This window comes from Variovorax pasteuri (genome assembly GCF_051216435.1).
Taxonomy (GTDB): domain Bacteria; phylum Pseudomonadota; class Gammaproteobacteria; order Burkholderiales; family Burkholderiaceae_C; genus Variovorax.
The window spans coordinates 899,356-923,182 of sequence record NZ_JBPJZS010000002.1 but is presented as its reverse complement, the minus strand read 5'-3'; the positions used below and the strand labels follow the sequence as shown (position 1 = coordinate 923,182).

Genomic DNA, 23,827 nt, shown 5'->3' with positions numbered 1-23,827 from the left:
GACACAACCATGAAACTCGTCAAATCGCTCATTGCGCCGACGCTGGTCGCGCTGGGCCTGATCGCATCAGGCAACGCCGCAGCACAAGAGAAACTCACCGTCTGGTGGGTCAAGGGCTTCTACAAGGCGGAGGACGACGCGCTGTTCGCCGCCATCAAGAAGTTCGAGGACAAGCACAAGGACGTGAAGGTCGAGCTGTCGCAGTACCCGGTGCAGGACATGATTCCGAAGACCGTGTCCGCGCTCGACTCCGGCAGCCCGCCCGACGTGGCCTATGCCGACGTGTACGACTTCCAGGTCACCGGCAAGTGGGCCTTCGACGGCAAGCTCGAAGACATCGGCAGCGTGCTCACGCCCATGAAGGACCGCTTCGCGCCCAACACGATCGAGACCACCTTCCTCTACAACGACCAGACGAAGAAGAAGGCCTACTACGCCTTCCCGATCAAGCAGCAGACGATGCACATCGAGTACTGGCTCGACATGCTCGCGGAGGCCGGCTTCAAGGAGTCCGACATTCCCACCACCTGGAAGGAATACTGGCCCTTCTGGTGCGAGAAGGTTCAGCCCGCGAGCCGCCAGAAGAGCGGCAAGCGCACCTTCGGCATCGGCATGCCGATGGGCGTGGATTCGAGCGACGCGTTCTATTCGTTCCTGACCTTCATGGACGCCTACAACGTGAAGCTGGTCGACGACAACGGCAAGCTGCTCGTGGACGACCCCAAGGTGCGCACCGGCCTCATCGCCGCCATGACCGACTACACCAAGCCCTACCTCACGGGCTGCACGCCACCGTCTTCGACCAGCTGGAAGGACCCGGACAACAACGTCGCCTTCCACAACAAGACGACCGTGATGACGCACAACGCGACCATCTCGCTGCCGGCCAAGTGGCTCGACGACTCGAACAACGCCACGCTCACGCCCGAGCAGCGTGAGGAAGCGCGCAAGAACTACACCGAGCGCATTCGCACGGCAGGCTTCCCGACCAAGCCCGACGGCACCAAGATGGTCTACCGCACGGCCGTGAAGACGGGCGTGGTGTTCAAGGACGGCAAGAACAAGGCGCGCGCCAAGGAGTTCGTGTCCTTCCTGCTGCAGGAAGAAAACCTCACGCCGTATGTCGAGGGTTCGCTGGGCCGCTGGTTCCCGGTCACCAAGACCGGGCAGGCCAGCCCGTTCTGGCAGGCCGATTCGCATCGCAAGTCGGTGTTCAACCAGTACGCCGCGGGCACCGTGACCTTCGAGTTCACCAAGAACTACCGCTTCACCGTGATCAACAACGAGAACGTGTGGGCCAAGGCGATGAGCCGCATCGTGACCGACAAGGTGCCGGTGGACAAGGCGGTCGACGAGATGATCGCGCGCATCAAGACGGTGGCCGCGCAGTAAGCGCGGCGCATCCCGACAACGCACTGCTGCCGACGCCATGAGCTCGACCGTCACTGCTCCCGCTGCCGCCGCGACCCCCGCGGCGCCTGTTGCCAACCTGGGTGCGCGCCACGCGCGCTGGCAGTTCTGGGGCGCGGTGATGGTCGTGCCCTACCTGCTGGTGTTCGTGGTGTTCGTGCTCTACCCGGTGGGCTACGGGCTGTGGCTCGCCCGCCATCCGCAAAGCTACGTGAAGCTGGTCGAAGACCCGATCTTCTTCCGCTCCGTCATCAACACGGCCGTCTTCCTGGTCGTGGCGATCAACATCAAGATGGCCGTGGCACTCGTGCTCTCGGGCTTCTTCGTCACATCGCGCTGGTGGATCAAGATCATCTCGGCGATCTTCATCCTGCCGTGGGCGATGCCTTCGATTCCCACCATCCTGTCGTTCCGCTTCATGCTCAACCCCGAGTGGGGCGTGATCAACACCACCATCTTCCGCCTGACCGGCGCCGACGGTCCCAACTGGCTCAACGACCCGTCGCTGGCCCTGGGCTTCGCGATGCTGGTTCACGTGTGGAAGTCGCTGCCGTTCTGGACGCTCATTCTCGTGGCCGGGCGGCTGGCCATTCCGGGCGAGCAGTACGAGGCGGCGTCGGTCGACGGCGCCACCTCGTGGCAGAAGTTCCGCTTCGTGAGCTGGCCCGCGCTGAAGACGCTCTACGTCACCTCGCTCATCCTCTCGATGATCTGGACGCTGGGCGACTTCAACAGCGTGTACCTGCTCACGGGTGGCGGCCCCGCCGACCTGACGCACGTGCTCGCCACGCTGGGCATCCGCTACCTGCGGCTCGACCAGGTCGACCTGTCGATGGCGTCCATCGTGGTGGCCATGCCCTTGGTATTGCCCCTGGTCTATTTCATGATGAAGAGGCTCTCGAAATGAGCCCCCACGTTCATCACTTCGTGTATTCACTGCCCCCCGGGGGGGCGCTTGCCCCCCTAGAGGCGGCTCGTCGGAGGGCAATATGAAGCGCTGGACTCCCAAGGCTGTGCTGACCGAGGCCAAGCTGCTGCTCATCGGCATTCCGGTGCTGCTGTGGACGCTGGTCCCGATCTACCACATGGCCCTGTTCGCGTTCTCGTCGAAGGACTCGGCGACCTCGGGCCACCTGTGGCCCACGCACCCCACGCTGAACAACTTTGCCACGGTGTTCCAGCAGAAGCACTTCTACCTGAGCCACTTCTGGGTGCAGCTGGGCAACTCGCTGGTCATTGCGCTGTCGGTGGGTGCGATCACGCTGTTCGTGGCGACCACCGCCGCGTTCGCCATCAGCCGGCTGCGTGTGCGCGGCGGGCGCACGGTGATGAACCTGGCGCTGTTCACGTACTTCATTCCGGCGGCCTTCCTGGCCGTGCCCATGTACAAGACCATGGGCAACTACGGACTGCTCAACAGCCAGTGGGCGCTGATCCTGGCGATGGTGACCATCGCGTCGCCGTACTGCATCTGGGTGCTGAAACAAGCCTCCGACAAGCTGCCGTACGAGCTCGATGAAGCCGCGCGCATGGACGGCGCCTCGCCGCTGCAGCTGTTTCGCCTGGTGTACCTGCCGTTGATGGTGCCGTCGCTGGTGGCGGTGGGCACGTACTCGCTGCTGCTCGCGTGGAACGAGTACCTGTATGCCTTCCTGCTGCTGTCGAACGACAAGAGCGTGACGCTGGCGGTGGCGCTGGGCAACTTCCTCTCGGCCGACGATTCGCCGTGGGAGCTGCTGATGGCCACGGGCCTGATCTACGCATTGCCGCCCGCGGCGATCTACTACGCATTCAAGCGCTACATGGTGGGCGGCCTGACGGCCGGCGCCGTGAAGAGCTGAGCCAACGCAGGAACTGAAAAATGGCTTCCGTATCTTTTCGCAATATCGAGAAATCCTTCGGCAAGGTCCAGATCATCAAGGGCCTGGGCTTCGACATCACCGACGGCGAGTTCGTCGTTCTGGTCGGGCCTTCGGGCTGCGGCAAGTCGACGCTGCTGCGCATGCTCGCGGGCCTGGAGGACATCAGCGGCGGCGAGATCGTCATCGACGGCCGCGTGGTCAACGACCTCGAGTCGAAGGACCGCGACATCGCCATGGTGTTCCAGAGCTATGCGCTCTACCCGCACATGACGGTGGGCGAGAACATGGGCTTCAGCCTGCGCCTGCGCAACGCCGAGAAGTCGGTGACCGACGAGCGCGTGATGCGCGCCGCGAAGATCCTCAACCTCGATGCGCTGCTCGGACGCTACCCGCGCGAGCTGTCGGGCGGGCAGCGCCAGCGCGTGGCCATGGGCCGCGCGATCGTGCGCGACCCGAAGGTGTTCCTGTTCGACGAGCCGCTGTCCAACCTGGACGCCAAGCTGCGCGTGGCGATGCGCGCCGAGATCAAGGCGCTGCACCAGCGCCTGAAGACCACCACGGTGTACGTCACGCACGACCAGATCGAGGCCATGACCATGGCCGACCGCATCGTGGTGATGCACGACGGCATCGTCGAACAGATCGGCACGCCGCTGGACCTGTACGACCGGCCCGACAACCTGTTCGTGGCGCAGTTCATCGGTTCTCCTTCGATGAACGTGATCGAGGGCACGGTGCGGCGTGCGGGCGGCGAATGCTGGGTCGAATCGCAAGGCACGCGCTGGCCGGTGCCGGCGGGCACCTCCGCCCCCGACGGCCAGCCGGTGCACTACGGCGTGCGCCCCGGCGACATGACGCTCGGCGGCGGCGCGCAGAGCGTGCAAGCCAAGGTGATCGTGGTCGAGCCCACGGGCGCGGAGACCGAACTGCTGGTGCAGGTCGGCGAAGCCAAGCTGGTGCTGGCGGTGCACGGCCGTGTCGATGCCAGGCCCGACGAGCTCGTGCGCCTGGCCATCGAGTCCGAGAGCGTGCACCTGTTCGACCGGCAGACCGGCAAGCGCATGGTCTGAAGAGGCGCTGCGGGCGGCTCAGTCCGTGCGCAACCGCAGCAGCGCCCGCACGAAGCCGTGGTCGGAGCGCGAACGGTCGCGCCCCTCGTGCAGGTGGTCGTTGAAGTAGTCGACCCTGCGCACGTCGCCCAGGCTGTGGCGGCTTGTGGCAACGAACTCCTCGCTCACCAGAATCTGGTCGAGCACGTCCGGAAAGCCCTGGTGGATGTGCGAATAGGCCACGTCTTTCTTGAGCGCCGACTCGCCCTGCATCTCGTAGGCGTTGAACAGCGCCACGTCGCGCGCCGACTTGTCGTACGCCACCTCCGATGTGGCCGCCACGAGTTGCGTGGTCACGCTGTGCGGGTTGTCGTTGAAGTCGCCCATCACCACCAGCGGCACGTTGGTGCCCTGCAGCAGGTCGATGACGATGCAGCGCAGGGCCGCGGCCTCGGCGCCGCGCATCAGCAGCGAGCGCAACGAGGCCATCACGCCGACCTTGCGGTCGTCGCGGTCCTCCAGGGGGTTGCCCTGCGCGTCCTGCAGGAACTTCGGGCGCTTGGACTTCAGGTGCACCGTGAGCACATGCACCTGCTGGCCGTGCTTCATGCGCACCGTGGCCAGCAGGGGCGGGCGCTCGAAGCGCGTGTGCGGGCCCAGGCCGGGCACGTCGACACCGAAGCCCGGGGGAAAGTCGACGAAGGAGCGCACGTCGTCCACCTGCAGCCGCGTGGCGATGCCCACGCGCGGCGTGCCCTGGGCGCCCGGCCGTGCAGGCGAGTCTGGCGGGCTCCCGGGCGGCGTGTTTTCCGCACCGGGCACCGACACGAAGTCGTAGCGCAACCCGCTGCGCGCGATGCAGGCCTTGAGCGCCGCCTCGTCCCACACCTCCTGCACCGCCAGCACGTCGGCATTGAGCGCGTGGAAGCGCTCGCCCGTCCAGTCGATCTTTCGCTCGTACTCGCGCTCGGTGTAGCCGTCCTGGTTCTCGTAGTACACGCGGTTCGGGTTCGCGAGGTTCAGGAGGTTGCAGGTGGCCACGAAGAGGGTGGCGTAGTTGGGAGGAATGGTTTGCATGGCGACACGATTGTGGACCGAGTTACGATTGCTAACCAAACTGTTGCACGCTGCGCCGCTGTTCGCCAAGCCAGGCGCGCAACGCCAAAAAAACGAACCCAGGGAGCCGCGCCGCGCGCGGAACACATGAAGCGTCATCACGCCCCGTCACGCCGCCTTCTTCTTGCCTGCGCACTGGTGGGCAGCCTCTGGCTCGCCGCCTGCGGCTCCAGCCCCCCGGCGCCGCCGCCCACCGTCACCCGCATCATGGTGATCCCGGTGGCGCCCATCGCCAAGCTGCACACCGAAAACAAGGGCATCCCGCTCGGCGTGCTGTGGCAGTCGATTGCCGACCGCGTGAAGGGCTCGGACTTCAACGAGCGCATGGAGTCCGTGCGCAAGGACATGGCGCCCAGGCTCACGGCCGCGCTGGTCGCGCAACTGAATGCACAGGGCTACCAGGCGCAGGTGCTCGACGGCGTGGTGCGGCCCGCGGGGTCGCCCGACAACATCGACCTGGCGAAGCTGCCGACCTCGCTGCCCGTGCTGCATGTGTACTTCAATGAGGTCGGCATGCTGTCGGCGCGTTTTTCCAACGACTACGTGCCGCGCGTCAACGTGAGCGGCTACCTGATGAGCGCCACGGACGGCGACACCGTCTGGACGGACACGATCTACTACGGCGCCGACGCCAGCGGCGACACGCCGACCAGCGTGCCGGGCAACCCGGCGTACCGCTGGGCGAGCTTCGGCGAGCTTGTGGGCCAGCCGCAGGCCGTGGCCCAGAGCTACGACGACGCCGTCGAGGCGCTGGCGTTGCGCATCGCGAAGAACATCCGCGCGAGCACGGCGCCGCCGCGCTGAGCGGGCGCCAAAAGAAAAAGGGCACCGAAGTGCCCTTGATCTGGAGTGCCGGGCAGGTATGACCTGCCCGCGGAATTCAGCGACCGAACGAACGGCCGCCGCCACCCGAGCGGCCACCGCCGCCGCCGTAGCCGCCGCCACCACCCGAACGGCCACCGCCGCCCGAACGGTTGCCGCCGTAGCCGCCACCGCCGCCGCCCGGGCGGCCGCGACCGCGTCCGGCGCCCATGTGGTCGACGCTCGTGCGCAACGGATCCGGCTGGCCCTCGCCACCTGCGACCGCTTCGGCGCGCAGATGCGCCACCTGGTTGGCTTGCGTCGGGCTGTGGCTGTTGCCGTGATGGCGCGGTTGGCGCTCGTCGTGCGGCAGATGGTTCTGTTGCGGATGCTGCGGTGCATGGTGCGGCGCGCGCGCCGGACCTTGCGGGCCACGGCCTTGCGCCGGGCGTGCGCCCTGGCCGCGCGGGCCCTGGCCCTGGCCTTGACCGCCGCCATTGGCGTTGCGGCCTTGACCGCCGCCAGCGCCAGCACCCTGGCCACCGCCACGGCGTTGACCGCCGCCGCCGCCGCCGCCAGCGCGCTCGCCGCCGCCCTGGCCGGCCTTGTTCTCACGAATGCGCGAGAGCATCTCGGTGCGGGCGGCCTTGGCGGCTGCCTGCATCACGTCGCGGCTCGGCGGACGACCGGCGCCGCCCCAGATCGTCTGGCGACCCATGGCGATGGGCTCGGCGCGTTCGCCGTCTTCAGGACCGAAGCCCTCGACGATCTGCACCGGAATCGTCTGCTTGGTGAAGCGTTCGATTTCCTGCATGAAGCCTTCTTCGTCCAGGCACACGAAGCTCACGGCCTCGCCGCTCGAACCGGCACGGCCGGTGCGGCCGATGCGGTGAACGTAGTCTTCGCTGACGTTCGGGATCTCGTAGTTCACGACGTGCGGCAGCTCGTCGATGTCGATGCCGCGCGCGGCGATGTCGGTGGCCACCAGCGCGCGGATGTCGCCGCTCTTGAAGCCGGCCAGCGCCTGCGTGCGGGCGCTCTGGCTCTTGTTGCCGTGCAGCGCCATCGCCTCGATGCCGTTCTTGGTCAGGAACTCGGCCACGCTGTTGGCGCCGAACTTGGTGCGCGTGAACACGAGCACCTGGCTCCACTTGTGCTCGTTGATGATGTGCGCGAGCAGCGCCTTCTTCTTGCCGCGGCCCACCGGGTGGATCACCTGGGTGATGCGCTGCACGGTGGTGTTGCGCGGCGTGACCTGGATGCTTTGCGGGTTCTTGAGCAGCGTGGCGGCCAGGTCGCGAATTTCGTCGCTGAAGGTGGCCGAGAACAGCAGGCTCTGCTTTTCCTTGGGCACCAGGGCCAGGATCTTCTTCACGTCGTGGATGAAGCCCATGTCCAGCATGCGGTCGGCTTCGTCCAGGATCAGCATCTGGACCTGGCTCAGGTCGAGCATGCCTTGCTGCTGCAGGTCGAGCAGGCGGCCGGGGGTGGCCACGAGGATGTCGACGCCCTTCTTGAGCTTGCTGATCTGCGGGTTCATGCCCACGCCGCCGAAGATCACGGTGGAGTCGAGCTGCAGGTACTTGCCGTACGTGCGAACCGACTCTTCGACCTGCGCCGCGAGTTCGCGGGTGGGGGTGAGCACGAGGGCACGGATGCCGACGCCGCCGAACTTGTTGGTGGCGCTGCGGCTCATGGTGAGCTTGTGCAGCATCGGCAGGGTGAAGGCAGCCGTCTTGCCGGTGCCGGTTTGTGCGCCGCCCAACAGGTCATGACCTTCGAGCACCGCGGGGATGGCTTGCGCCTGGATAGGCGTGGGTGTGTCGTAGCCGTGTTCGAGCACAGCCTTCAAGATGGCGGGAGCCAGCTTCAGTTCTTCAAAATTCATTGGAAACAATAAGCGCCATACACGGCGCAGTGGCATCGGCCCGCTTGACGTCTTGTTGACGCCGAGCCAGTCAAGGCAGATGAAGGTCAGGGGTGGGAGCCGGAAAACCTGTTGTGAGAAGGGTCTTCTTCGTCCCCGGCAGAGAGCCGGTGTTGCGGGCAACTGGACCCGGCAACGGTGTGTATTGTCGCATGAGTCGATAATCGGTGGTTTGCCGCGCCCGAATCCTTTTCGCCGGCGCGCGCGTTTTCCCCGAATCTTTGTACCCAAGGTAACTATTCACAGATGGCTCAATACGTCTATTCGATGAACCGTGTCAGCAAGACGGTGCCGCCCAAGCGGCAGCTCTTGAAAGACATTTCGCTCTCTTTCTTCCCCGGCGCCAAGATCGGCGTGCTCGGCCTGAACGGCTCGGGCAAGTCCACGCTGCTCAAGATCATGGCGGGTGTGGACAAGGAGTTCGAGGGCGAGGCGCTGCCCATGCCGGGAATGACGATCGGCTATCTGGAGCAGGAACCCAAGCTCAACACCGAGCACACGGTGCGCGAATCGGTCGAGGAGTCCATGGGCGCGGTGTTCGCGGCCAAGGCGCGCCTCGAAGAGGTGTACATCGCCTACGGTGCCGAAGACGCCGACTTCGACGCGCTGGCGGCCGAGCAGGCCCAGCTCGAAGCCGTCATCGCCACCGCCGGCACCGATTCCGAGCATCAGCTGGAAATCGCCGCCGACGCGCTGCGCCTTCCGCCGTGGGACGCCAAGATCGGCCTGCTGTCGGGCGGCGAAAAGCGGCGCGTGGCGCTGTGCCGCCTCTTGCTGTCCAAGCCCGACATGCTGCTGCTGGACGAGCCGACCAACCACTTGGACGCCGAATCGGTGGAGTGGCTCGAAGTGTTCCTGCAGCGCTTCACGGGCACCGTGGTGGCCATCACCCACGATCGCTACTTCCTCGACAACGCGGCCGAGTGGATCCTGGAAATGGACCGCGGTCGCGGCATTCCCTGGAAGGGCAACTACAGCACCTGGCTCGAGCAGAAGGGCGAACGCCTGGCGCAGGAGCAAAAGAGCGAAGAAGCCCACGCCAAGGCGCTGAAGAAGGAACTGGAGTGGTCGCGCCAGAACCCGAAGGCACGCCAGGCCAAGAGCAAATCCCGCTTGGCCCGCTTCGAAGAGCTGAGCGACATGGAATACCAGAAGCGCAACGAAACGCAGGAAATCTTCATTCCTGTAGCCGAGCGGCTGGGTCAGCAGGTGTTCGAGTTCCATGGCGTCAGCAAGTCCTTCGGCGACCGCATGCTGATCGACAACCTGAGCTTCACCGTGCCGCCGGGCGCCATCGTCGGCATCATCGGCCCGAACGGCGCCGGCAAGTCGACGCTGTTCAAGCTGCTCGCGGGCAAGGAAAAGCCGGATTCGGGCGAGGTCGTCATCGGCCAGACCGTGAAGATGGCTTTCGTCGACCAGCATCGCGACGAGCTGGCCAACCAGAAGACCGTGTGGGAAGACATCTCGAACGGCCTGGACATCATCAACGTCGGCAAGTTCCAGATGGCCAGCCGCGCGTATGCGGGCCGCTTCAACTTCAACGGCGCGGACCAGCAGAAGAAGGTCGGCACGCTGTCGGGCGGTGAACGCGGCCGCCTGCACCTGGCCAAGACGCTGATCGCGGGCGGCAACGTGCTGCTGCTGGACGAACCGTCGAACGACCTGGACGTGGAAACCCTGCGCGCGCTCGAAGACGCGCTGCTCGAGTTCGCCGGCACGGTCATGGTGATCAGCCATGACCGCTGGTTCCTCGACCGCATCGCCACGCACATCCTGGCCGCCGAAGGCGACAGCCAGTGGACCTTCTTCGACGGCAACTACCAGGAGTACGAAGCCGACAAGAAGAAGCGCCTGGGCGAAGAAGGCGCCAAGCCCAAGCGCATGCGCTACAAGGCCCTGAAGTAAGCCTCAGGCGGCTTCGGCCGCTTCAGCAAGAGCGCGCGGTTCCGCAAGGGACTGCGCGCTTTTTTCATCGTCCGCCGCAAACACCTCGCGTGCGGCGAAGAGACCGTTCAGTGCCGCCGGAAAGCCCGCATACACCGCCATCTGCATGATGACCTCGACCACTTCCTCGCGCGTCACGCCGACGTTCAGCGCGCCCTGGATGTGCACCTTCAGCTGCGGCGCGGCATTGCCCATGGCGGTGAGCGCGGCCACCGTCGCGATCTCGCGGGAGCGCAGGTCGAGGCCGGGGCGCGAGTAGATGTCGCCGAACGGAAACTCGATCAGCAGGCGGGCGAAGTCCGGCGCGATGCCGGCCAGGCTCTCGACCACCTTGACGCCGCCTTCACCGTCGATCTCGTGGAGCTTGGCCAGGCCACGCGCGTAGCGCAGGTTGTCGTTGTGGCCCTGGTTCTGTGTGTTCGTCATTGCTCGTCTTTCCTTCCGGGGCAGTGCCCGATGAAGGAGGACGCTTCTTCGTCTTCTCGACCGCGCGGTAGTGGTCGATCTTCAGCGACAGCGCCTGCATGGATTGCTGCAGCGCCGCCACCTTGGCCTGAACTTCGGCAAGGTGCTGTTCGAGCATCTCGCGCCGTTCGCCGACGCTGGCGTCCCCTTGGCTTCGAAGCCTGGCGAAGGCCTGCATGCCCTGGATGGGCATGCCGGTCTCGCGCAGGCGCAACAGGAAAGCCAGCCAGTCCATGTCGGCGCTCGCATAGCGCCGCTGACCGCCCGGTGCACGCGGCACCGCGGCAATCAGCCCGATGCGTTCGTAGTAGCGCAGCGTGTAGGCCGTGAGGCCGGTTCGCTCTGCGACTTCCGCAATGGTCAGGCTGGTTTCCATGGCGTTGATTCTCGAAATTAGAGCGCGCTCCAAGTCAAGCGTCTTGTCGAACTATTTGGGCGCGGTGACCGTTTCGGCATCCGGCACTCCACGCGCCAGCACCCGCTTGCGCACCGCATAGATGTTGTTGCGCAACGCATAGAGCTCGTCCGCATACGACAGCGGCACCGCCACCTTGTTGACGGTGCGGTCGAGCTGGTCGAGGTCGTCGAGCAGGGCTTTCTGCTCGCCCTCTTTCACCTCGGTCCTTGCGTCGACCTTCGCCTCGATGTCGCGCAGCCGCGCATACCAGCGGAACACGCGCCGGCGCACGCGGAACTGGTAGAGCGGGGGCACCACGCGGCTCAGCGGCAGCATCAGCACCAGCAGGCCGCCGAGCACCAGCCACATGCGCTCGACCAGGTTGCTGGCCCAGAACGGCAGGTAGCGCTGCCAGGCCGGCGGCGTGCCGTTGATGGCGCGGTCGCCCTCGGGGCTCACCGGCAGTTCGCTGGTGCGTGTGTTGGGAAAGTCGCGCGCCCGGTTGAACCAGCCGGCGCCGCTGTGCAGCGTCTGCGCGGACTGCGCGAACAGCTGCCGCAGGGCAGGGTGCGTTTCGTCGCGCGACAGCAAGGAGGTGGTGGCCGCGAGCAACGACACGTCGTGCGGCGGCAGGTCTTTCGACAGGTCGACCACGCCGCGCGGCAGCGTCACGGCCGACAGGAACGGGAAGCGGCGCGAATAGGCGTCGGCCTGTCCGAAGTCCATCAGCTTGATGTCGTCCGAGCGCAGCAGGCGCTGCACCTGCGGCGACTGCGGCGCGGAAGACAGCACGATGGCGTCGAGCAGCCCGGCCTGCAGCGCCTCGGCGGCCGCGGCCTGCTCGAGGTTCGACAGCAGCAGGTCGTCGGGGCCGAGCTTGTTGGCCTTGAGCATGCGCTCCATGATGTCCGGCAGCCCGCTGCCTGGCAGGTCGACGTTCACGCGCAGGCCGCGCAGTTGCGTGAGCGATGTCAGCGTGCCGGTCTTGCGGTCGATCTTCTGCGCCGCGTCGGCGCGGTAGAACAGCCAGATCGGCTCGTAGAACAGGCTGCCGAGCGAAGTGAGCCCGGCTTCCTCGTCGGCCACCGGGTCGGCGCTGCCGCCGCGCACGAAGCCCACGTCGGCACCGCCGGTGCGCAGCAGCTGCAGGTTTTCGGTCGAGCCCGACGTGGGCTTGAGTTCCACCTCGATGCCAGCGCGCTTGAGGGCTTCCGCATAGTGCTTGCCGAACTGCGCGTAGGCGCTGCCCGTGGGGCCGGTGGCGAGCGTGACGTGCTTGGGCGGTTGCGGTTGCAGCCACCAGTAGGCGGCGACCAAGAGGCCGATCACGATGAACACGATCGGCCCCGCCGAGGCGATCAGGTCGCGGATCGACAGCAGGATGAGCTTCAAGGTCCTGGGGAACGCCATGGTGGTCTTTTCCGTATTCAGCTGCGCGTTGCTGCTGCGATGTCCGCTGCGCAGGGAATGTGCAGCTCGCCCACCGTCACCGTGCGTGCGGCGAGCACCGCGCGCAGCGTGGCGATGGCCACGGCCTCGGCCGCCATGGTGCTGAGCACCGTCATGCCGGGGGCGTTGCCTTCGAGCGGCACGCGGCCGGTGGCCAGCGCGAACAGGGTGTCGCCGTCGCTCATGGTGTGCACCGGGTTGATGGCGCGCGCCAGCCCGTCGTGCGCCACCATGGCCAGCCGGTTGGCCTGCACCTTGGTCAGCACCGCGTCGGTGGCGATCACGCCGATGGTGGTGTTGGTGCCCGCCAGCAGCGGCTTGGGGAGCTCGCCGCGCAGCAGGGCGCGGCGGGTGTCGAGCAGCGACTTGCCGTCTTCGGTGCGCGCGCCGGCCACGGGCTGGCTGGTGTTGTGGTCGATCACGTCGCCCAGCGGATTCACCGCGATCAGCGCGCCCACCGTGACGCCGCCGACCGTGACCGACGCGGTGCCGATGCCGCCCTTCATTGCGCGGTGCACGCCGAACAGCTTGCCCACCAGCGCGCCGGAGCCCGCGCCCACATTGCCTTCGGCGGGCGGTGCTGTGCTTGCGGCCTCGCAGGCGGCGTAGCCGGCGGCGGCATCGGGGCGGATGCGCGCGTCGCCCATCGGCAGGTCGAACAGCACGGCGGCGGGCACGATGGGCAGCGTGCCGAAGCGCACGTCCATGCCGATGCCGCGTTCTTCCATCCAGCGCATCGCGCCCTCGGCCGAGGCCAGGCCCCAGGCGCTGCCGCCCGCGAGCATCACCGCATGCACCTGCTGCACCAGGTTGCCGGGCGCGAGCAGGTCGGTCTCGCGCGTGCCGGGGGCCGCGCCGCGCACGTCCACCCCGCCCACGGCGCCGTCGCGCGCCATGATCACGGTGCAGCCGGTGGGGCGGCGGGTGTCGGAAAAATGGCCGACTTCGATGCCGGCGACGTCGGTGATGGAACCGGCGGGATGGGAAGGGGTGGAAGAGGTGGAAGAGGGGGCTGACATGGCGGCCGATTATGGGACCGCACCCTCTACGATCAGCACCATGACAGTTGCAAGAAGTTTCTCCCCCGACGGCGGCCGCCGTCATGTCGTGGTGATCGGCGCGGGCGCGGTGGGCTGCGCCACCGCCGTCGAGGCCTTGCGCGCGGGCCTGCGCGTGACCCTTCTCGAGCCCGAGGCGCCCGGTGGACCGCAGGCGACCAGCTACGGCAACGCCGGCTGGCTTTCGTCGCACTCGGTGGTGCCGCCCGCGCTCCCCGGGGCCTGGCGCAAGGTGCCGGGCTGGCTGGCCGATCCGCTGGGGCCGCTTGCGGTGCGCTGGCGCTACCTGCCGCGCGCGCTGCCTTGGCTCTTGCGCTATCTGGCGTCGGGCCGGACCGAAGCGCGCGTGCAGCGCACCGCCGACGCGCTGCGCACCCTGCTGGCGGACGCGCCCGCGCTGCACGCGCGGCTCGCGGCCGAGGCGGGCGTGCCGCAGCTCATCGAGCAGCGCGGGCTGCTGCATGCCTACCGCTCGCGCGCCGAGTTCGAAGACGACGCGCTGGGCTGGCGTGTGCGTGAACGCGTGGGCGTGCGATGGGACGAGTGGCAGGTCGACGAGTTGCGCCGCCGCGAGCCCGACCTCGATGCGCGCTATACGCTGGGCATCTTCGTGCCCGAGGCCGGCCATTGCCGCGATCCGGGCGCCTATGTCGCCGCGCTGGCGCAGCATGCGGTCGCAGCAGGGGCCGAACGGATCTTCGGGCGTGCCCAGGGCTTTCGCATCGAGGGCGGGCGGTTGCGCGCGGTGCGCACGAACTATGGCGAGATCGCGTGCGATGCCGCCGCCATCTGCGCCGGCGCCTATTCGGGTCCGCTGGCCGCGGCCGCGGGTTCGGCGGTGCCGCTGGACACCGAGCGCGGCTACCATGTGGTCGTCGAAGGCGCGACCGTGGGCCCGCGCACGCCGGTGATGGTGGCCGACGGCAAGCTCATTGCGCATTGGATGGACGGCGGCCTGCGCGCGGCGGGCCAGGTCGAGATTGGCGGACTGGATGCGCAGCCCGACTGGCGCCGCGCCGAGATCCTGCATCGCCATCTGCAATCGATGTATCCGGCGCTGGCAGAGACCGGCGGCGCCAAGGCTTTCAAGCACTGGATCGGCCGCCGCCCCAGCATGCCCGACGGCCTGCCCTGCATCGGGCAGTCCGCCGCGAGCGCGGACATCGTGCTGGCCTTCGGCCATGGCCACGTGGGCCTGTGCGGGTCGGCGCGCACCGGGCGACTGGCGGCGCAACTGCTGGCAGGCGCCGAACCCGAGACGTCGCTGGCGCCGTTCGATCCGGGGCGGTTCAGCTGGCGGGCGCCGGCTCGATAGTCAGCACGGTGAGCGCCCCGTCGACCTTGTCGGCCGTGAAGCGCACCTTGTCGCCGGGCTTCACCTTGGTGAGCAGGGCAGGGTCGCTCACGCGAAAGACCATCGTCATGCCGGTCATCTCGAGGTTGGGAATGTCGCCGTGCCTCAGCGTGATCTTCTTTGCGTCGGTGTCGACCTTGCGGACTTCGCCTTCGACGGACGGCAATGCAGCCTGCGCGAAGGCCGCTGCGGCGAGCAGGGCGGCGCAGAGTGCGGTGAACAGTTTCTTCATGATGGGTTTGCTTTCCTTGGTAGTCGGTTGATTCAGCGATAGCTCTGATAGACACGCGTGCTGCCGTCGGCCAGCACCAGCAGCACGTCGTAGGGATCGCGCTGGTCGCCGTAGGCCGGGCCGTCCATGCCGGGCGAGCCGACCGGCATGCCGGGCACGGCGAGGCCCACCGCCTTGGGCTTTTCCTTCAGCAGGCGCTGCACCTCGCGCGCCGGCACGTGGCCTTCGATGGCATAGCCGCCCACCTGCCCGGTGTGGCACGAGCCCAGCCTGGCCGGCATGCCCAGCCGTGTGCGCGCGGCGGCGTTGCCCTCGTCGTGCACACGGGTGGCGAAGCCGTTCTTGCCGAGGTGCTTCACCCAGTCCTGGCAGCAGCCGCAGTTCGGGTCTTTCCAGATTTCCACCATCGGCGCGGCGGCCTGGGCGAGCGGGGCGATGGGCAGGGTGGCGGCCAGCGCCAGCAGGGTTCTTCGGTGCATGTCGATCTTTCTCGGGGTCGGGGTTGTTGAGCGTCAGTGGTTGTGCGCACCGTGGCCCGAAGGCTTGCGCACGGTCGCGTCGGGGCTGTTGCCCTGGGTGGCGGGGGGCGTGTTGCGCGCCGCGGGCGGCGCGTTCGCGATGTCCGAGTTCGGCACTTCGCGCGCCACCGTGCCCGCTGGGTGCCTGAACCACCCGGGGTCGCGGTAGTCGCCGGGCTTCTGGTCGCGCCGCACCTTCAGCAGCGTGAACATGCCGCCCATCTCGGCCGGGCCGAAGGGGCCGCTGCCGGTCATCATGGGCAGCGTGTTGTCGGGAATGGGCATCTCCATGCCGCCCATGTCGGCCATGCCCTTGTCGCCCATCACCATGTAGTCGGGCACGAGCTTCCTGATCTTCTCGGCCACGCCCTTGTGGTCCACGCCGATCATGGTCGGCACCTCGTGGCCCATCGGGCCCATCGTGTGGTGCGCCTTGTGGCAGTGCAGCGACCAGTCGCCCTCCTCGTCGGCGATGAATTCCATCTGCCGCATCTGGCCCACCGCCACGTCCACCGACACCTCGGGCCAGCGCGCGGTGCGCGGCACGGGGCCGCCGTCGGTGCCGGTCACCTCGAACTCGTGGCCATGAATGTGGATCGGGTGGTTGGTCATGGTGAGGTTGCCCACGCGAATGCGCACGCGGTCGCCGCGGCGCACGTTGAGCGTGTCGATGGCCGGGAACACGCGGCTGTTGAAGCTCCAGATGTTGAAGTCGGTCATGGTGTTGACCTTGGGGGTGGCGCTGCCGGGCTCCACGTCGAAGCTGCCGAGCAGGAAGCAGAAGTCGCGCTGGACGGTGTCGATCAGCGGATGCTTCTCCTTCGGATGCGTGACCCAGAAGCCCATCATCCCCATGGCCATCTGCACCATCTCGTCGGCGTGCGGGTGGTACATGAAGGTGCCGGGCCGCCGCGCGGTGAATTCGTAGACGAAGGTCTTGCCCGGCGGAATGTGCGGCTGCGTGATGCCGCCCACGCCGTCCATGCCATTGGGCAGGCGCTGGCCGTGCCAGTGCACGGTGGTGTGCTCGGGCAGGCGGTTGGTGACGTAGATGCGCACGCGGTCGCCCTCGACCACCTCGATGGTGGGCCCGGGCGACTGGCCGTTGTAGCCCCACATGTTGACCTTGAAGCCCGGGGCCATCTCACGCACGACGGGCTCGGCGACGAGGTGGAATTCCTTGACGCCTGCATTCATGCGCCAGGGGAGCGTCCAGCCGTTGAGGGTGACGACGGGGTTGTACGGGCGGCCGTTCGGCGGAACCAGCGGAGGGGCGGTGGCGGTGGAGCCTTGCGAAACGGGCTCGGGCAGCGCGGCCATCGAGACGCGGCTGACGGTGGCTGCGGCGACGGCGGTGGCCGCGCCCGAGAAGAAGTTGCGACGGTTCATGGTGTTTGCGCCTTCCCCTGTTGGGGGAAGGTCGGGATGGGGGCTCGGCGGCGCTGGATGTGTGGGCATGGCTGGCGGTGTGGAGGCTGCTTGCCCCCACCCCGGCCCTCCCCCGGAAGGGGAGGGAGCGAACGCGGGTGCAGGTGCGGGTGAGGGTGCGGGGGTGGGGGGCTCATTCGGCGGGCCCTCCTGCCGATGTCGCGGTCTGCAGCGCCGTCATGCCGCCAGGCGAACTGCCCGTGAGCGCCAGTTGCAGGTCGGTGTCGGCCAGCCAGAAATCGCGCTGGGCCTCGATGCCCGCATTCACCGCGAGCATGCTGGCGCGCGTTTCGCCGAGCAGCGCCCACACGCTCGCGAGCATGCCGTTGTAGCGCAGCACCATCTCCTCGTTGACCTGCTTGCGCAGCGGCAGCACCTCGTCCCGGTAGCGCCGGGCGATGGCGTAGGCCGTGTTCCAGCCCTGCCAGGCTTCGCGCGCCTCGCTGGCGGCCAGCACCCCCACGTTGCGCACGCGCGCGGCCGACTGCAGGTACAGCGCCTCGGCGCGGCCGTTGCGGGCCTGGCCCCAATCGAAGAGCGGAATCGGCACATCGAGCTCGAAGCCGCGCTGCGTGCGGCGCGAGCGGTCGGGCCCGTTGTCGAACTTGCTGTTGCGCGCCACGCCGAGTTCCATCGCGTTGACGACGCTCGTGGCGTGCGTGAGGCCCAGCGCGCCGGCCACGGCCGTGTTCTGCGCCTGCGCCGATCGCACGTCGAGCCGGTCGCGCAGCGCCAGCGCCTGCACGTCGCCGAGTTCGGGCGCGGCCTTGGGCAGCGGCGGCAGGCGGTCGGGCAGGGCGTAGCGAGTGCGCTCGCCGCTCAGGCCCAGCAAGCGGGTGAGCTGCTCGCGCGAGGCGAGCGCTGCCTGTTCCGCGCGCGCCAGTTGCGCCGCCGCATCGGCCAGCAGCAGCTGTTCGCGCGTGCGCTGCAGCGCGCTCCAGTTGCCCGCCTGCGCCATGCGGTGCGCGAGCTCGGCGCCGGCTTCGGCGGCCTCCTTCGCGTCGCGCAGGTACACCACGCTCTGCTGCGCGGCCACGGCGCGCACCCAGGCGCGGCGCGTGTCGGCGGCCAGCAGCAGCACGCTCTGCGCGGCCTGCAGCTTGGCCGACTCGTGCCGCTGGCCGGCCCAGCGCGCCTGCCACGGCAGCGTGAGCAGGCCCACCACGTTGAAGCTCAGCAAGCGGTCGATCTCGCGCTCGCTGCCCTCGGTCAGGCGGCTGAAGGCGAACACCGGGTTCGGCAGGCTCGCGGCCTGCACGCGGTCGGCGTCGCTGAGCTGCAGTGTGGCAAAGGCGTCCTGCACGCGCGGGCTCTGGACGAGCGCGATGCGCACGGCGGCCTCGGCGTCGAGCGGCGTGGCGAGCAGTTCGTCCACGCGCTTTTGCGAGGCCGCGTCGGGCGTGCGCTGGGCCGCGGCGCCCGCCATGAGCGGGTTGCCGCCGACCAGCGCCTGCACGTCGGCGCTGCCGCCGTCCGGCGACAGGCTCGCGCAGCCGGCCAGCACCGACGCGGCAGCCAGCGCGGCAGCTGATCTGAGGAACGAAATACCGGGTTTACGCTCGCCAGGCTTGCGTATAGTGCTATTTTTTGTATAGCAACGGATGCCGGCCAACGGCCAGCCAATGAAGGGGTTCACGCTCGATCTCCATGAGCAATACGACCAACGCCGCGAGCCGGGGCGGGCTCACTGCGGACGGACCACGGGCAGGGAGATCAGGAAATGGGTGGCTTCAGGCCCTGGGCGGGCTCTGCGCTGGCGAAGCGGCTGGCATGTGCGGCGGGCGGCGCCTGGGGCGCGCTGTGCACGGTGTCTACAAGGGGCATGCCGCCGAGCGCCACCGTGTGGCAGACCTGGCAGGCGGTGCAGGTGCCGCAGCCCTGGTGGTCGGCACCGGCGTTGTCGTGCGTGTCGTGCGTGGCGTGAGCAAGGGGATCGGGCATGTCGGTGCCCGCGCTCATCTGCATGGCCATGCCGCTGTGGTCACCGGCTTCCATCGCTTCATGGCAATGGGCTTCGGTGGCGGCGCCGGCCACCGAAACGGCCTCGGGCAGCGAGTGCTTCGCCATCTCCATCGCCATCGCGTCGCCCAGCCAGCCGCGAATGGGCAGCAGGGCGATCATGAGGGCGAGCAGCAGGGTGCGCATGGGGCCGGATGATAAGCGCGGGTGCTAAGCCACCAGCTGGCCGCGGGCCTTGTCCACCCACACCTGCAGGTTGTCGAGCAGGTCCTTCTGGCTGAACGAGCAGCTCTCCTCGCTGAACAGCGCGCTCGACTCCAGCCGGTCGAGCAGGTTCAGCAGCACCTCGCCGTAGCGCGGGGGCAGGGCGGCCAGCAGTTCCGCGCTGGCGCGGGCCTCGTTCGACAGGGTGGTGACCGAACCGCCGCCTTCCTTGCGCAAGGTCGCGATGCGCGCGGCGAAGGCGTCGAGTTGCTGCGCGGCGCTCATGGCGTGTTCTTTCCGGGTGGCGGCAGCGACAGCTCGCGCTCGCGCATCAGGTCGCGCAGCACGTCCGGGTAGTCGGTGATGAGGCCGTCCGCGCCCCAGTCCATCAGCCGCAGCATGTCGGCGCGCTCGTTCACCGTCCAGGGCAGCACCTTCAGGCCGAGCTGGTGCGCCTGCCTGATGACGGCGGGTGTCAGGTCGGCGTAGGCCGGCGACCAGGTCAGCGGGCCGTTCGCATTGCCTGCCGCGGCCTTCACCATCTGCGGCACCGAGGCGAAGCTCCCCGTGTCCAGGCCCGCCGTCCATCGGCTGTCCTTCAGCGTGCGGGCGGTCGTCAGGTAGGCGCGCGGCAGCTGCGGCGCAAGCCGGCCGACCAGCGCCAGCGTGCGCCAGTCGAAGCTCTGCACGGTCACCCGGCCGGCCATCCCGGTCTTGTCGATCTCGGCGAGCAGCGCGCGCACCATCGGCTCGGGCGCTGCGGTTTCGTCGGGCTTGGTGGGGTCGATCTTGGTCTCGATGTTGAAGTGCACCGTGGCCGCGTTCGCGCCGCGCGCCTGCACCCGCGCGAACAGCGCGGCCAGCGTGGGAATGCGCTCGCCGTCGCGCGCGCGCTGCAGCGCGAACTGCTTGCCGTAGTTGCTCGACGGGTTCAGGCGGCCCACGTCGTAGGTCTGCAGCTGCGCCAGCGTGAGCGAGCGGATGGCCGCGCCGCTCTTCGGCGCGAGCCAGGCGCCGCTGGCGTCGCGCGTGTGGTCGGGGTTGAGCGAGGTGTCGTGCGAGATCACCACCACGCCGTCGGCCGTGAGTCCGATGTCGAGCTCCAGCGTGTTCACGCCCAGGTCGATGGCATTGTCGAACGCGGCCAGCGTGTTCTCCGGCGCCAGCCCGCGGCCGCCGCGGTGGGCTTCCAGGTCGAAGTGCTGTCGGGCGGTGGGCGCGATGGCCGCGCAGCCGGCAACGGCCAGGGCGGCAGCGAGAAGGCCGGCGGCCAGGGGTGCGTGTTTCATTTGAGCTGGACCTTGATCCCGTTGTCTTGCACCGTGATGTCGCCGATCTCGTAGGTCTTGCGTCCGACCGTGAGCTCGTCGGCCGTGAAGCTGCGCAGCACCTGGCCCTGCAGCAGCTCCTGCGCCACCACCGCGGCCACGCGCTGCAGCCGCTCGGCGTCGCGGCCCTCCACGCCCTGCAGCTCGAGCCGTTCGGCCTTGGGCTGGTCCAGGCGCAGCGCGCGGGTGGCCGCGTCGTATTTCAGCGCGCTGCTGACCGACACCAGGCCCTGCACCGGCGAGGCCGCGAGCAGCGGGCTCGCGATGGTCAGCGTGGCGCTGACGGTTGCGCGGTTGGCGGCAGCGTCCAGGCCCAGCTGCGGCTCGCGCAGCCCGACCATGAAGATCTCGGCATAGCGCTCGGCCACCGGAAAGCGCTTGGCGATCTGCGCCTGCAGTTCGTCGCGGGTGGCGGTGTATTCGCTGGTGAAGAAGTTGAAGCCGGCCAGCGCCGCGAACGGCGCCTGCAGCGCCGCCGCGCCCAGCAGCGCGCGCAGCACCGTTCGGCGCGAGGACGGGGGCAAAAGGTGCCGGGAAGGCGAAGAGTGGAAGTGGCGGAGGTTCATACGGTGGGCGAGCTTGCCACAGCCCCGTGCGGGCCGGTGCGTTCACGGAAACGGCGCCTCGGCGGGGCTGTGGGTTGCGGGTTCGGGTTCGGGTTCGTCAACGCTCGATCATCTCCTGCACCTTGGCGGTGAGCGCCGCCACGTCGAAGGGCTTGGTGATCACTTCCATGCCGAACTCCAGCAGGCCGTTGCCCACCGCGGCGTTTTCCGCATAGCCGGTGATGAACAGCACCTTGAGGTCTGGCCGGCTCACGCGCCCCGCGTCGGCCACCTGGCGCCCGTTCAGGCCGCCGGGCAGGCCCACGTCGGTCAGCAGCAGGTCGATGCCCGCGTCCGACTGCAGCACCCGCAGCGCGGCGGCTCCGTCGGCCACCGAAATGACGCGGTAGCCCGCGTCCTCCAGCTCCTCGGCCACGATGGCGCGGATGGTGGCTTCGTCTTCCACCACCAGCACCACCTCGCCTTCGCCGCGGTGGTCGGCCACCGGCTGCATCAGCGGCGAGTCTTCCTCGGCATCGCCGACGAAGCGCGGCAGGTACAGGCACATGGTCGTGCCCTCGCCGGGCTCGGAGTAGATGCGCACCTGGCCGCCCGACTGGCGCACGAAGCCGTACACCATCGACAGGCCCAGCCCGGTGCCTTGCCCCATGGGCTTGGTGGTGAAGAAGGGGTCGAAGGCGCGCGCCGCCACCTCGCTCGACATGCCCGTGCCGGTGTCGGTGACGCACACCGAGATGTACTGCCCCGGCGGCAGTTCGCGCTGCGCCGCGGCGCGGTCGTCCAGCCACTTGTTGGCGGTCTCGATGGTCAGGCGGCCGCCGTGCGGCGACATCGCGTCGCGCGCGTTGATGCACAGGTTGAGCACCGCGTTCTCCAGTTGAGAGGCGTCGACCCGCGTGAGCCACAGCCCGCCCGCGCCCACCACCTCCACCTCCACCGACGGGCCGACCGTGCGGCGCACCATCTCCTCGATGCCGCCCACCAGCCGGTTCACGTCGGTGGGCTTGGGGTCGAGCGTCTGGCGGCGCGAGAAGGCCAGCAGCCGCTGCGTGAGCGAGGCGGCGCGCCGCACCGACTCCTGCGCCATGCCGATGTAGCGGCCCGCGTTGTCGAACTTCTGCAGCTGCAGGCGCTTTTCGAGCACCTGCAGGCTGGTGCTCATGCCGCCCAGCAGGTTGTTGAAGTCGTGCGCGATGCCGCCCGTCAGCTGGCCGATGGCTTCCATCTTCTGCGCCTGGCGGAACTTGGCCTCCACCTCCATCAGCTCCTGCGTGCGCTCGGCCACCTTGCGCTCGAGCGATTCGTTGGCCTCGCGCAGCGCCGCCTCGTTGCGCACGCGTTCCGCGGCGGTGCGGGTGCGGCCCGCCACCTCGCGCATGAAGTCGCATTCCTCGCTCGTCCATTCGCGCACCTGCACGTGGTTGACGAACAGCACCGCCACCAGCCGGCCGTGCTCCACCACCGGCATGTTCATGAAGGCACGGGCATGGCGGGCCTCCAGCGCGTCCACTGCGGCGCAGGTGCGCTCGTCCAGCCGCACGTCGGGCACGTTCACGAACCGGTCCTGCTTGAGGTCGTCGACGAAAGAGCCGTAGTCGCGCAGGTTCAGCACCCCGGCCAGCGATTCGCACTCGGGCGAGTGCCAGTCGCGCTCCACATGCAGGGTGTCCGCGTCGTGGTCGACGGTGCCGTAGCCGGCGCGGCTCACCTGGAGCGTGTCGGCCAGGATCTCGGCCGCCGCCAGGGCGACGTCGCAGGTGCTGTGGAGCGAGCGCAGCCTGTCGGTGAAGCGCGCGAGCGCCTCGCGCCGGCCTTCGGCAGCCATCCGCGCGGTGACGTCGATGCCCTCCACGAAGATGCCGACCACCTCGCCCAGCGCGTCGCGGATCGGCTGGAACACGAAGTCGACGTGCCGCTCGTGCACCGGCCCGTCGGCCTCGACCTGCACGTCGTACCGGGCGCCGTGGGCCGTGAACGCCTCGCCGCTGCGGTACACCGTGTCCAGCAGCGCCACGTAGCCCTGCGCGGCCGCGTCCGGCAGCGCCTCGGCCACCGGCAGGCCGATCAACGGGCGGTTGCCCACCAGCCGCAGGTAGCCGGGGTTGGCCAGCACCACACGGTGCTCCGGGCCTTCCAGCATGGTCATGAAGCTGGGTGCCTGCTCGAACAGCTGGGCAAAGCGCTGGCGGTCGTCCTGCAGCCGGCGCTCCGCATGCACCTTGGCGGTGTTGTCGATCACCAGCGCCCACACGCCGACCGGCGTGCCGGTGTCGTCGAGCAGCGGCGAGTAGTTCAGGTTGATCCACATCTGCTCGGGTTTGCCGCGGCGGTTGAGATGGAATTCCTGGTCCTGGTAGCCGAGCGCATGGCCGGCCAGCACGACCTTCATCACGTGGTCGTTGAAGGCCGCCGCCTCTTCCCAGGCCTCGCGCACCTTCATGCCCAGCAGTTGCGGATGCCGCAGGCCGGAGAACGCGGCGTAGGCGTCGTTGTAGACCATCACGCCCTGTTCGCCCCACAGGGTGGTGATGGGCACGTCCGACCTGAGCATGATGGCGATCGCGGCGCGCATGTGGGCGGGCCAGCCGCCGATGGGACCGAGGCTGGTGCGGCCCCAGTCGAAGCCGGCGATCCGCCCTGCCATTTCCCCGCCGCCCGCCAGAAAGGGGTGGGCCGTTGTCGATGTGTCACTGACCATGCGCGCTGCTTCCTGATCGCCTGAACCTGTTTCGCCGCCAGCCGGAAAAGCTAGCAGAA

22 protein-coding genes are annotated in these 23,827 nt (G+C 68.4%); 7 read left to right on the top strand and 15 right to left on the bottom strand.

The annotated features are described in order from the left end of the window. Positions 1–9 precede the first annotated feature (9 nt). From ACSFBM_RS11475 to ACSFBM_RS11460, 4 genes are all read left to right on the top strand, one after another. Entirely contained in the window at positions 10–1,392 is a 1,383-nt protein-coding gene (locus ACSFBM_RS11475) for an ABC transporter substrate-binding protein (protein WP_435484449.1), read from the top strand. Between the two features lie 37 nt (positions 1,393–1,429). Next, a complete protein-coding gene (locus ACSFBM_RS11470; RefSeq protein ID WP_435484448.1) occupies positions 1,430–2,317 on the top strand; it encodes a carbohydrate ABC transporter permease in 888 nt (295 codons plus the stop codon). 82 nt (positions 2,318–2,399) lie between these two features. After that, positions 2,400–3,251: a carbohydrate ABC transporter permease gene (locus tag ACSFBM_RS11465; RefSeq protein ID WP_435484447.1), complete on the top strand. Its 852-nt coding sequence runs from the start codon at positions 2,400–2,402 to the stop codon at positions 3,249–3,251. Positions 3,252–3,271: 20 nt separating this feature from the next. Continuing rightward, the gene (locus ACSFBM_RS11460) at positions 3,272–4,342 is read left to right on the top strand and encodes an ABC transporter ATP-binding protein (protein WP_435484446.1); all 1,071 of its coding nucleotides are present in this window, start codon (positions 3,272–3,274) and stop codon (positions 4,340–4,342) included. A gap of 18 nt (positions 4,343–4,360) precedes the next feature. Here ACSFBM_RS11460 and ACSFBM_RS11455 read toward each other — a convergent pair whose 3' ends face one another. After that, on the bottom strand, positions 4,361–5,398 hold the full coding sequence (locus ACSFBM_RS11455; RefSeq protein WP_435484445.1) for an endonuclease/exonuclease/phosphatase family protein: 1,038 nt from the start codon (positions 5,396–5,398) through the stop codon (positions 4,361–4,363). 126 nt (positions 5,399–5,524) lie between these two features. Between ACSFBM_RS11455 and ACSFBM_RS11450 the strand changes: the two genes are divergently transcribed. Continuing rightward, positions 5,525–6,241 (top strand): YajG family lipoprotein, encoded by a 717-nt coding sequence (locus ACSFBM_RS11450; RefSeq protein WP_435484444.1) that lies wholly within the window; start codon positions 5,525–5,527, stop codon positions 6,239–6,241. A gap of 76 nt (positions 6,242–6,317) precedes the next feature. Here ACSFBM_RS11450 and ACSFBM_RS11445 read toward each other — a convergent pair whose 3' ends face one another. After that, positions 6,318–8,126: a DEAD/DEAH box helicase gene (locus ACSFBM_RS11445; protein ID WP_435484443.1), complete on the bottom strand. Its 1,809-nt coding sequence runs from the start codon at positions 8,124–8,126 to the stop codon at positions 6,318–6,320. A 285-nt stretch (positions 8,127–8,411) separates the two neighbouring features. Between ACSFBM_RS11445 and ettA the strand changes: the two genes are divergently transcribed. Then, entirely contained in the window at positions 8,412–10,073 is a 1,662-nt protein-coding gene (ettA, locus tag ACSFBM_RS11440; protein WP_435484442.1) for an energy-dependent translational throttle protein EttA, read from the top strand. 3 nt (positions 10,074–10,076) lie between these two features. On the opposite strand, the gene ACSFBM_RS11435 is transcribed toward ettA, so the two are convergent. From ACSFBM_RS11435 to ACSFBM_RS11420, 4 genes are read right to left on the bottom strand one after another with little or no spacing between them, the layout of a single operon-like run. Next, positions 10,077–10,538 (bottom strand): carboxymuconolactone decarboxylase family protein, encoded by a 462-nt coding sequence (locus tag ACSFBM_RS11435; protein WP_435484441.1) that lies wholly within the window; start codon positions 10,536–10,538, stop codon positions 10,077–10,079. After that, complete coding sequence (locus ACSFBM_RS11430) at positions 10,456–10,953, bottom strand: MerR family transcriptional regulator (protein WP_435484440.1); 498 nt, start codon at positions 10,951–10,953, stop codon at positions 10,456–10,458. Before ACSFBM_RS11430 ends, ACSFBM_RS11435 begins: the two co-directional genes overlap by 83 nt. Before the next feature lie 51 nt (positions 10,954–11,004). After that, complete coding sequence (locus ACSFBM_RS11425) at positions 11,005–12,384, bottom strand: TAXI family TRAP transporter solute-binding subunit (protein ID WP_435484439.1); 1,380 nt, start codon at positions 12,382–12,384, stop codon at positions 11,005–11,007. Between the two features lie 17 nt (positions 12,385–12,401). Next, positions 12,402–13,442, bottom strand: a complete 1,041-nt coding sequence (locus ACSFBM_RS11420) for a P1 family peptidase (RefSeq protein ID WP_435484438.1) — start codon at positions 13,440–13,442, stop codon at positions 12,402–12,404. Between the two features lie 40 nt (positions 13,443–13,482). Between ACSFBM_RS11420 and ACSFBM_RS11415 the strand changes: the two genes are divergently transcribed. Next, positions 13,483–14,796, top strand: coding sequence for an NAD(P)/FAD-dependent oxidoreductase (locus ACSFBM_RS11415; RefSeq protein ID WP_435484437.1), 1,314 nt, complete (start codon positions 13,483–13,485; stop codon positions 14,794–14,796). Here ACSFBM_RS11415 and ACSFBM_RS11410 read toward each other — a convergent pair. The 9 genes from ACSFBM_RS11410 to ACSFBM_RS11370 all read right to left on the bottom strand — a co-directional run bounded on the left by ACSFBM_RS11410 (position 14,771) and on the right by ACSFBM_RS11370 (position 23,768). Further along, on the bottom strand, positions 14,771–15,067 hold the full coding sequence (locus ACSFBM_RS11410; protein WP_435484436.1) for a copper-binding protein: 297 nt from the start codon (positions 15,065–15,067) through the stop codon (positions 14,771–14,773). The two genes, ACSFBM_RS11415 and ACSFBM_RS11410, sit on opposite strands and share 26 nt — an antisense overlap. 32 nt (positions 15,068–15,099) lie before the next feature. After that, the gene (locus ACSFBM_RS11405; protein WP_435484435.1) at positions 15,100–15,546 is read right to left on the bottom strand and encodes a DUF411 domain-containing protein; all 447 of its coding nucleotides are present in this window, start codon (positions 15,544–15,546) and stop codon (positions 15,100–15,102) included. 33 nt (positions 15,547–15,579) lie between these two features. Next, the gene (locus ACSFBM_RS11400) at positions 15,580–16,974 is read right to left on the bottom strand and encodes a multicopper oxidase family protein (RefSeq protein WP_435484434.1); all 1,395 of its coding nucleotides are present in this window, start codon (positions 16,972–16,974) and stop codon (positions 15,580–15,582) included. Between the two features lie 172 nt (positions 16,975–17,146). Further along, the gene (locus ACSFBM_RS11395; protein ID WP_435484433.1) at positions 17,147–18,649 is read right to left on the bottom strand and encodes a TolC family protein; all 1,503 of its coding nucleotides are present in this window, start codon (positions 18,647–18,649) and stop codon (positions 17,147–17,149) included. Between the two features lie 77 nt (positions 18,650–18,726). Continuing rightward, positions 18,727–19,158, bottom strand: coding sequence for a hypothetical protein (locus ACSFBM_RS11390; protein WP_435484432.1), 432 nt, complete (start codon positions 19,156–19,158; stop codon positions 18,727–18,729). Positions 19,159–19,182: 24 nt separating this feature from the next. Beyond that, a complete protein-coding gene (locus ACSFBM_RS11385) occupies positions 19,183–19,461 on the bottom strand; it encodes a hypothetical protein (RefSeq protein WP_435484431.1) in 279 nt (92 codons plus the stop codon). Next, positions 19,458–20,465, bottom strand: a complete 1,008-nt coding sequence (locus ACSFBM_RS11380) for a glycerophosphodiester phosphodiesterase (RefSeq protein ID WP_435484430.1) — start codon at positions 20,463–20,465, stop codon at positions 19,458–19,460. The genes ACSFBM_RS11385 and ACSFBM_RS11380 overlap by 4 nt, the downstream gene beginning before the upstream one ends. Then, positions 20,462–21,028, bottom strand: a complete 567-nt coding sequence (locus ACSFBM_RS11375) for a DUF1439 domain-containing protein (protein ID WP_435484429.1) — start codon at positions 21,026–21,028, stop codon at positions 20,462–20,464. The genes ACSFBM_RS11380 and ACSFBM_RS11375 overlap by 4 nt, the downstream gene beginning before the upstream one ends. Before the next feature lie 139 nt (positions 21,029–21,167). Next, positions 21,168–23,768, bottom strand: a complete 2,601-nt coding sequence (locus ACSFBM_RS11370) for an ATP-binding protein (RefSeq protein WP_435484428.1) — start codon at positions 23,766–23,768, stop codon at positions 21,168–21,170. Between the last annotated feature and the right edge of the window lie 59 nt (positions 23,769–23,827).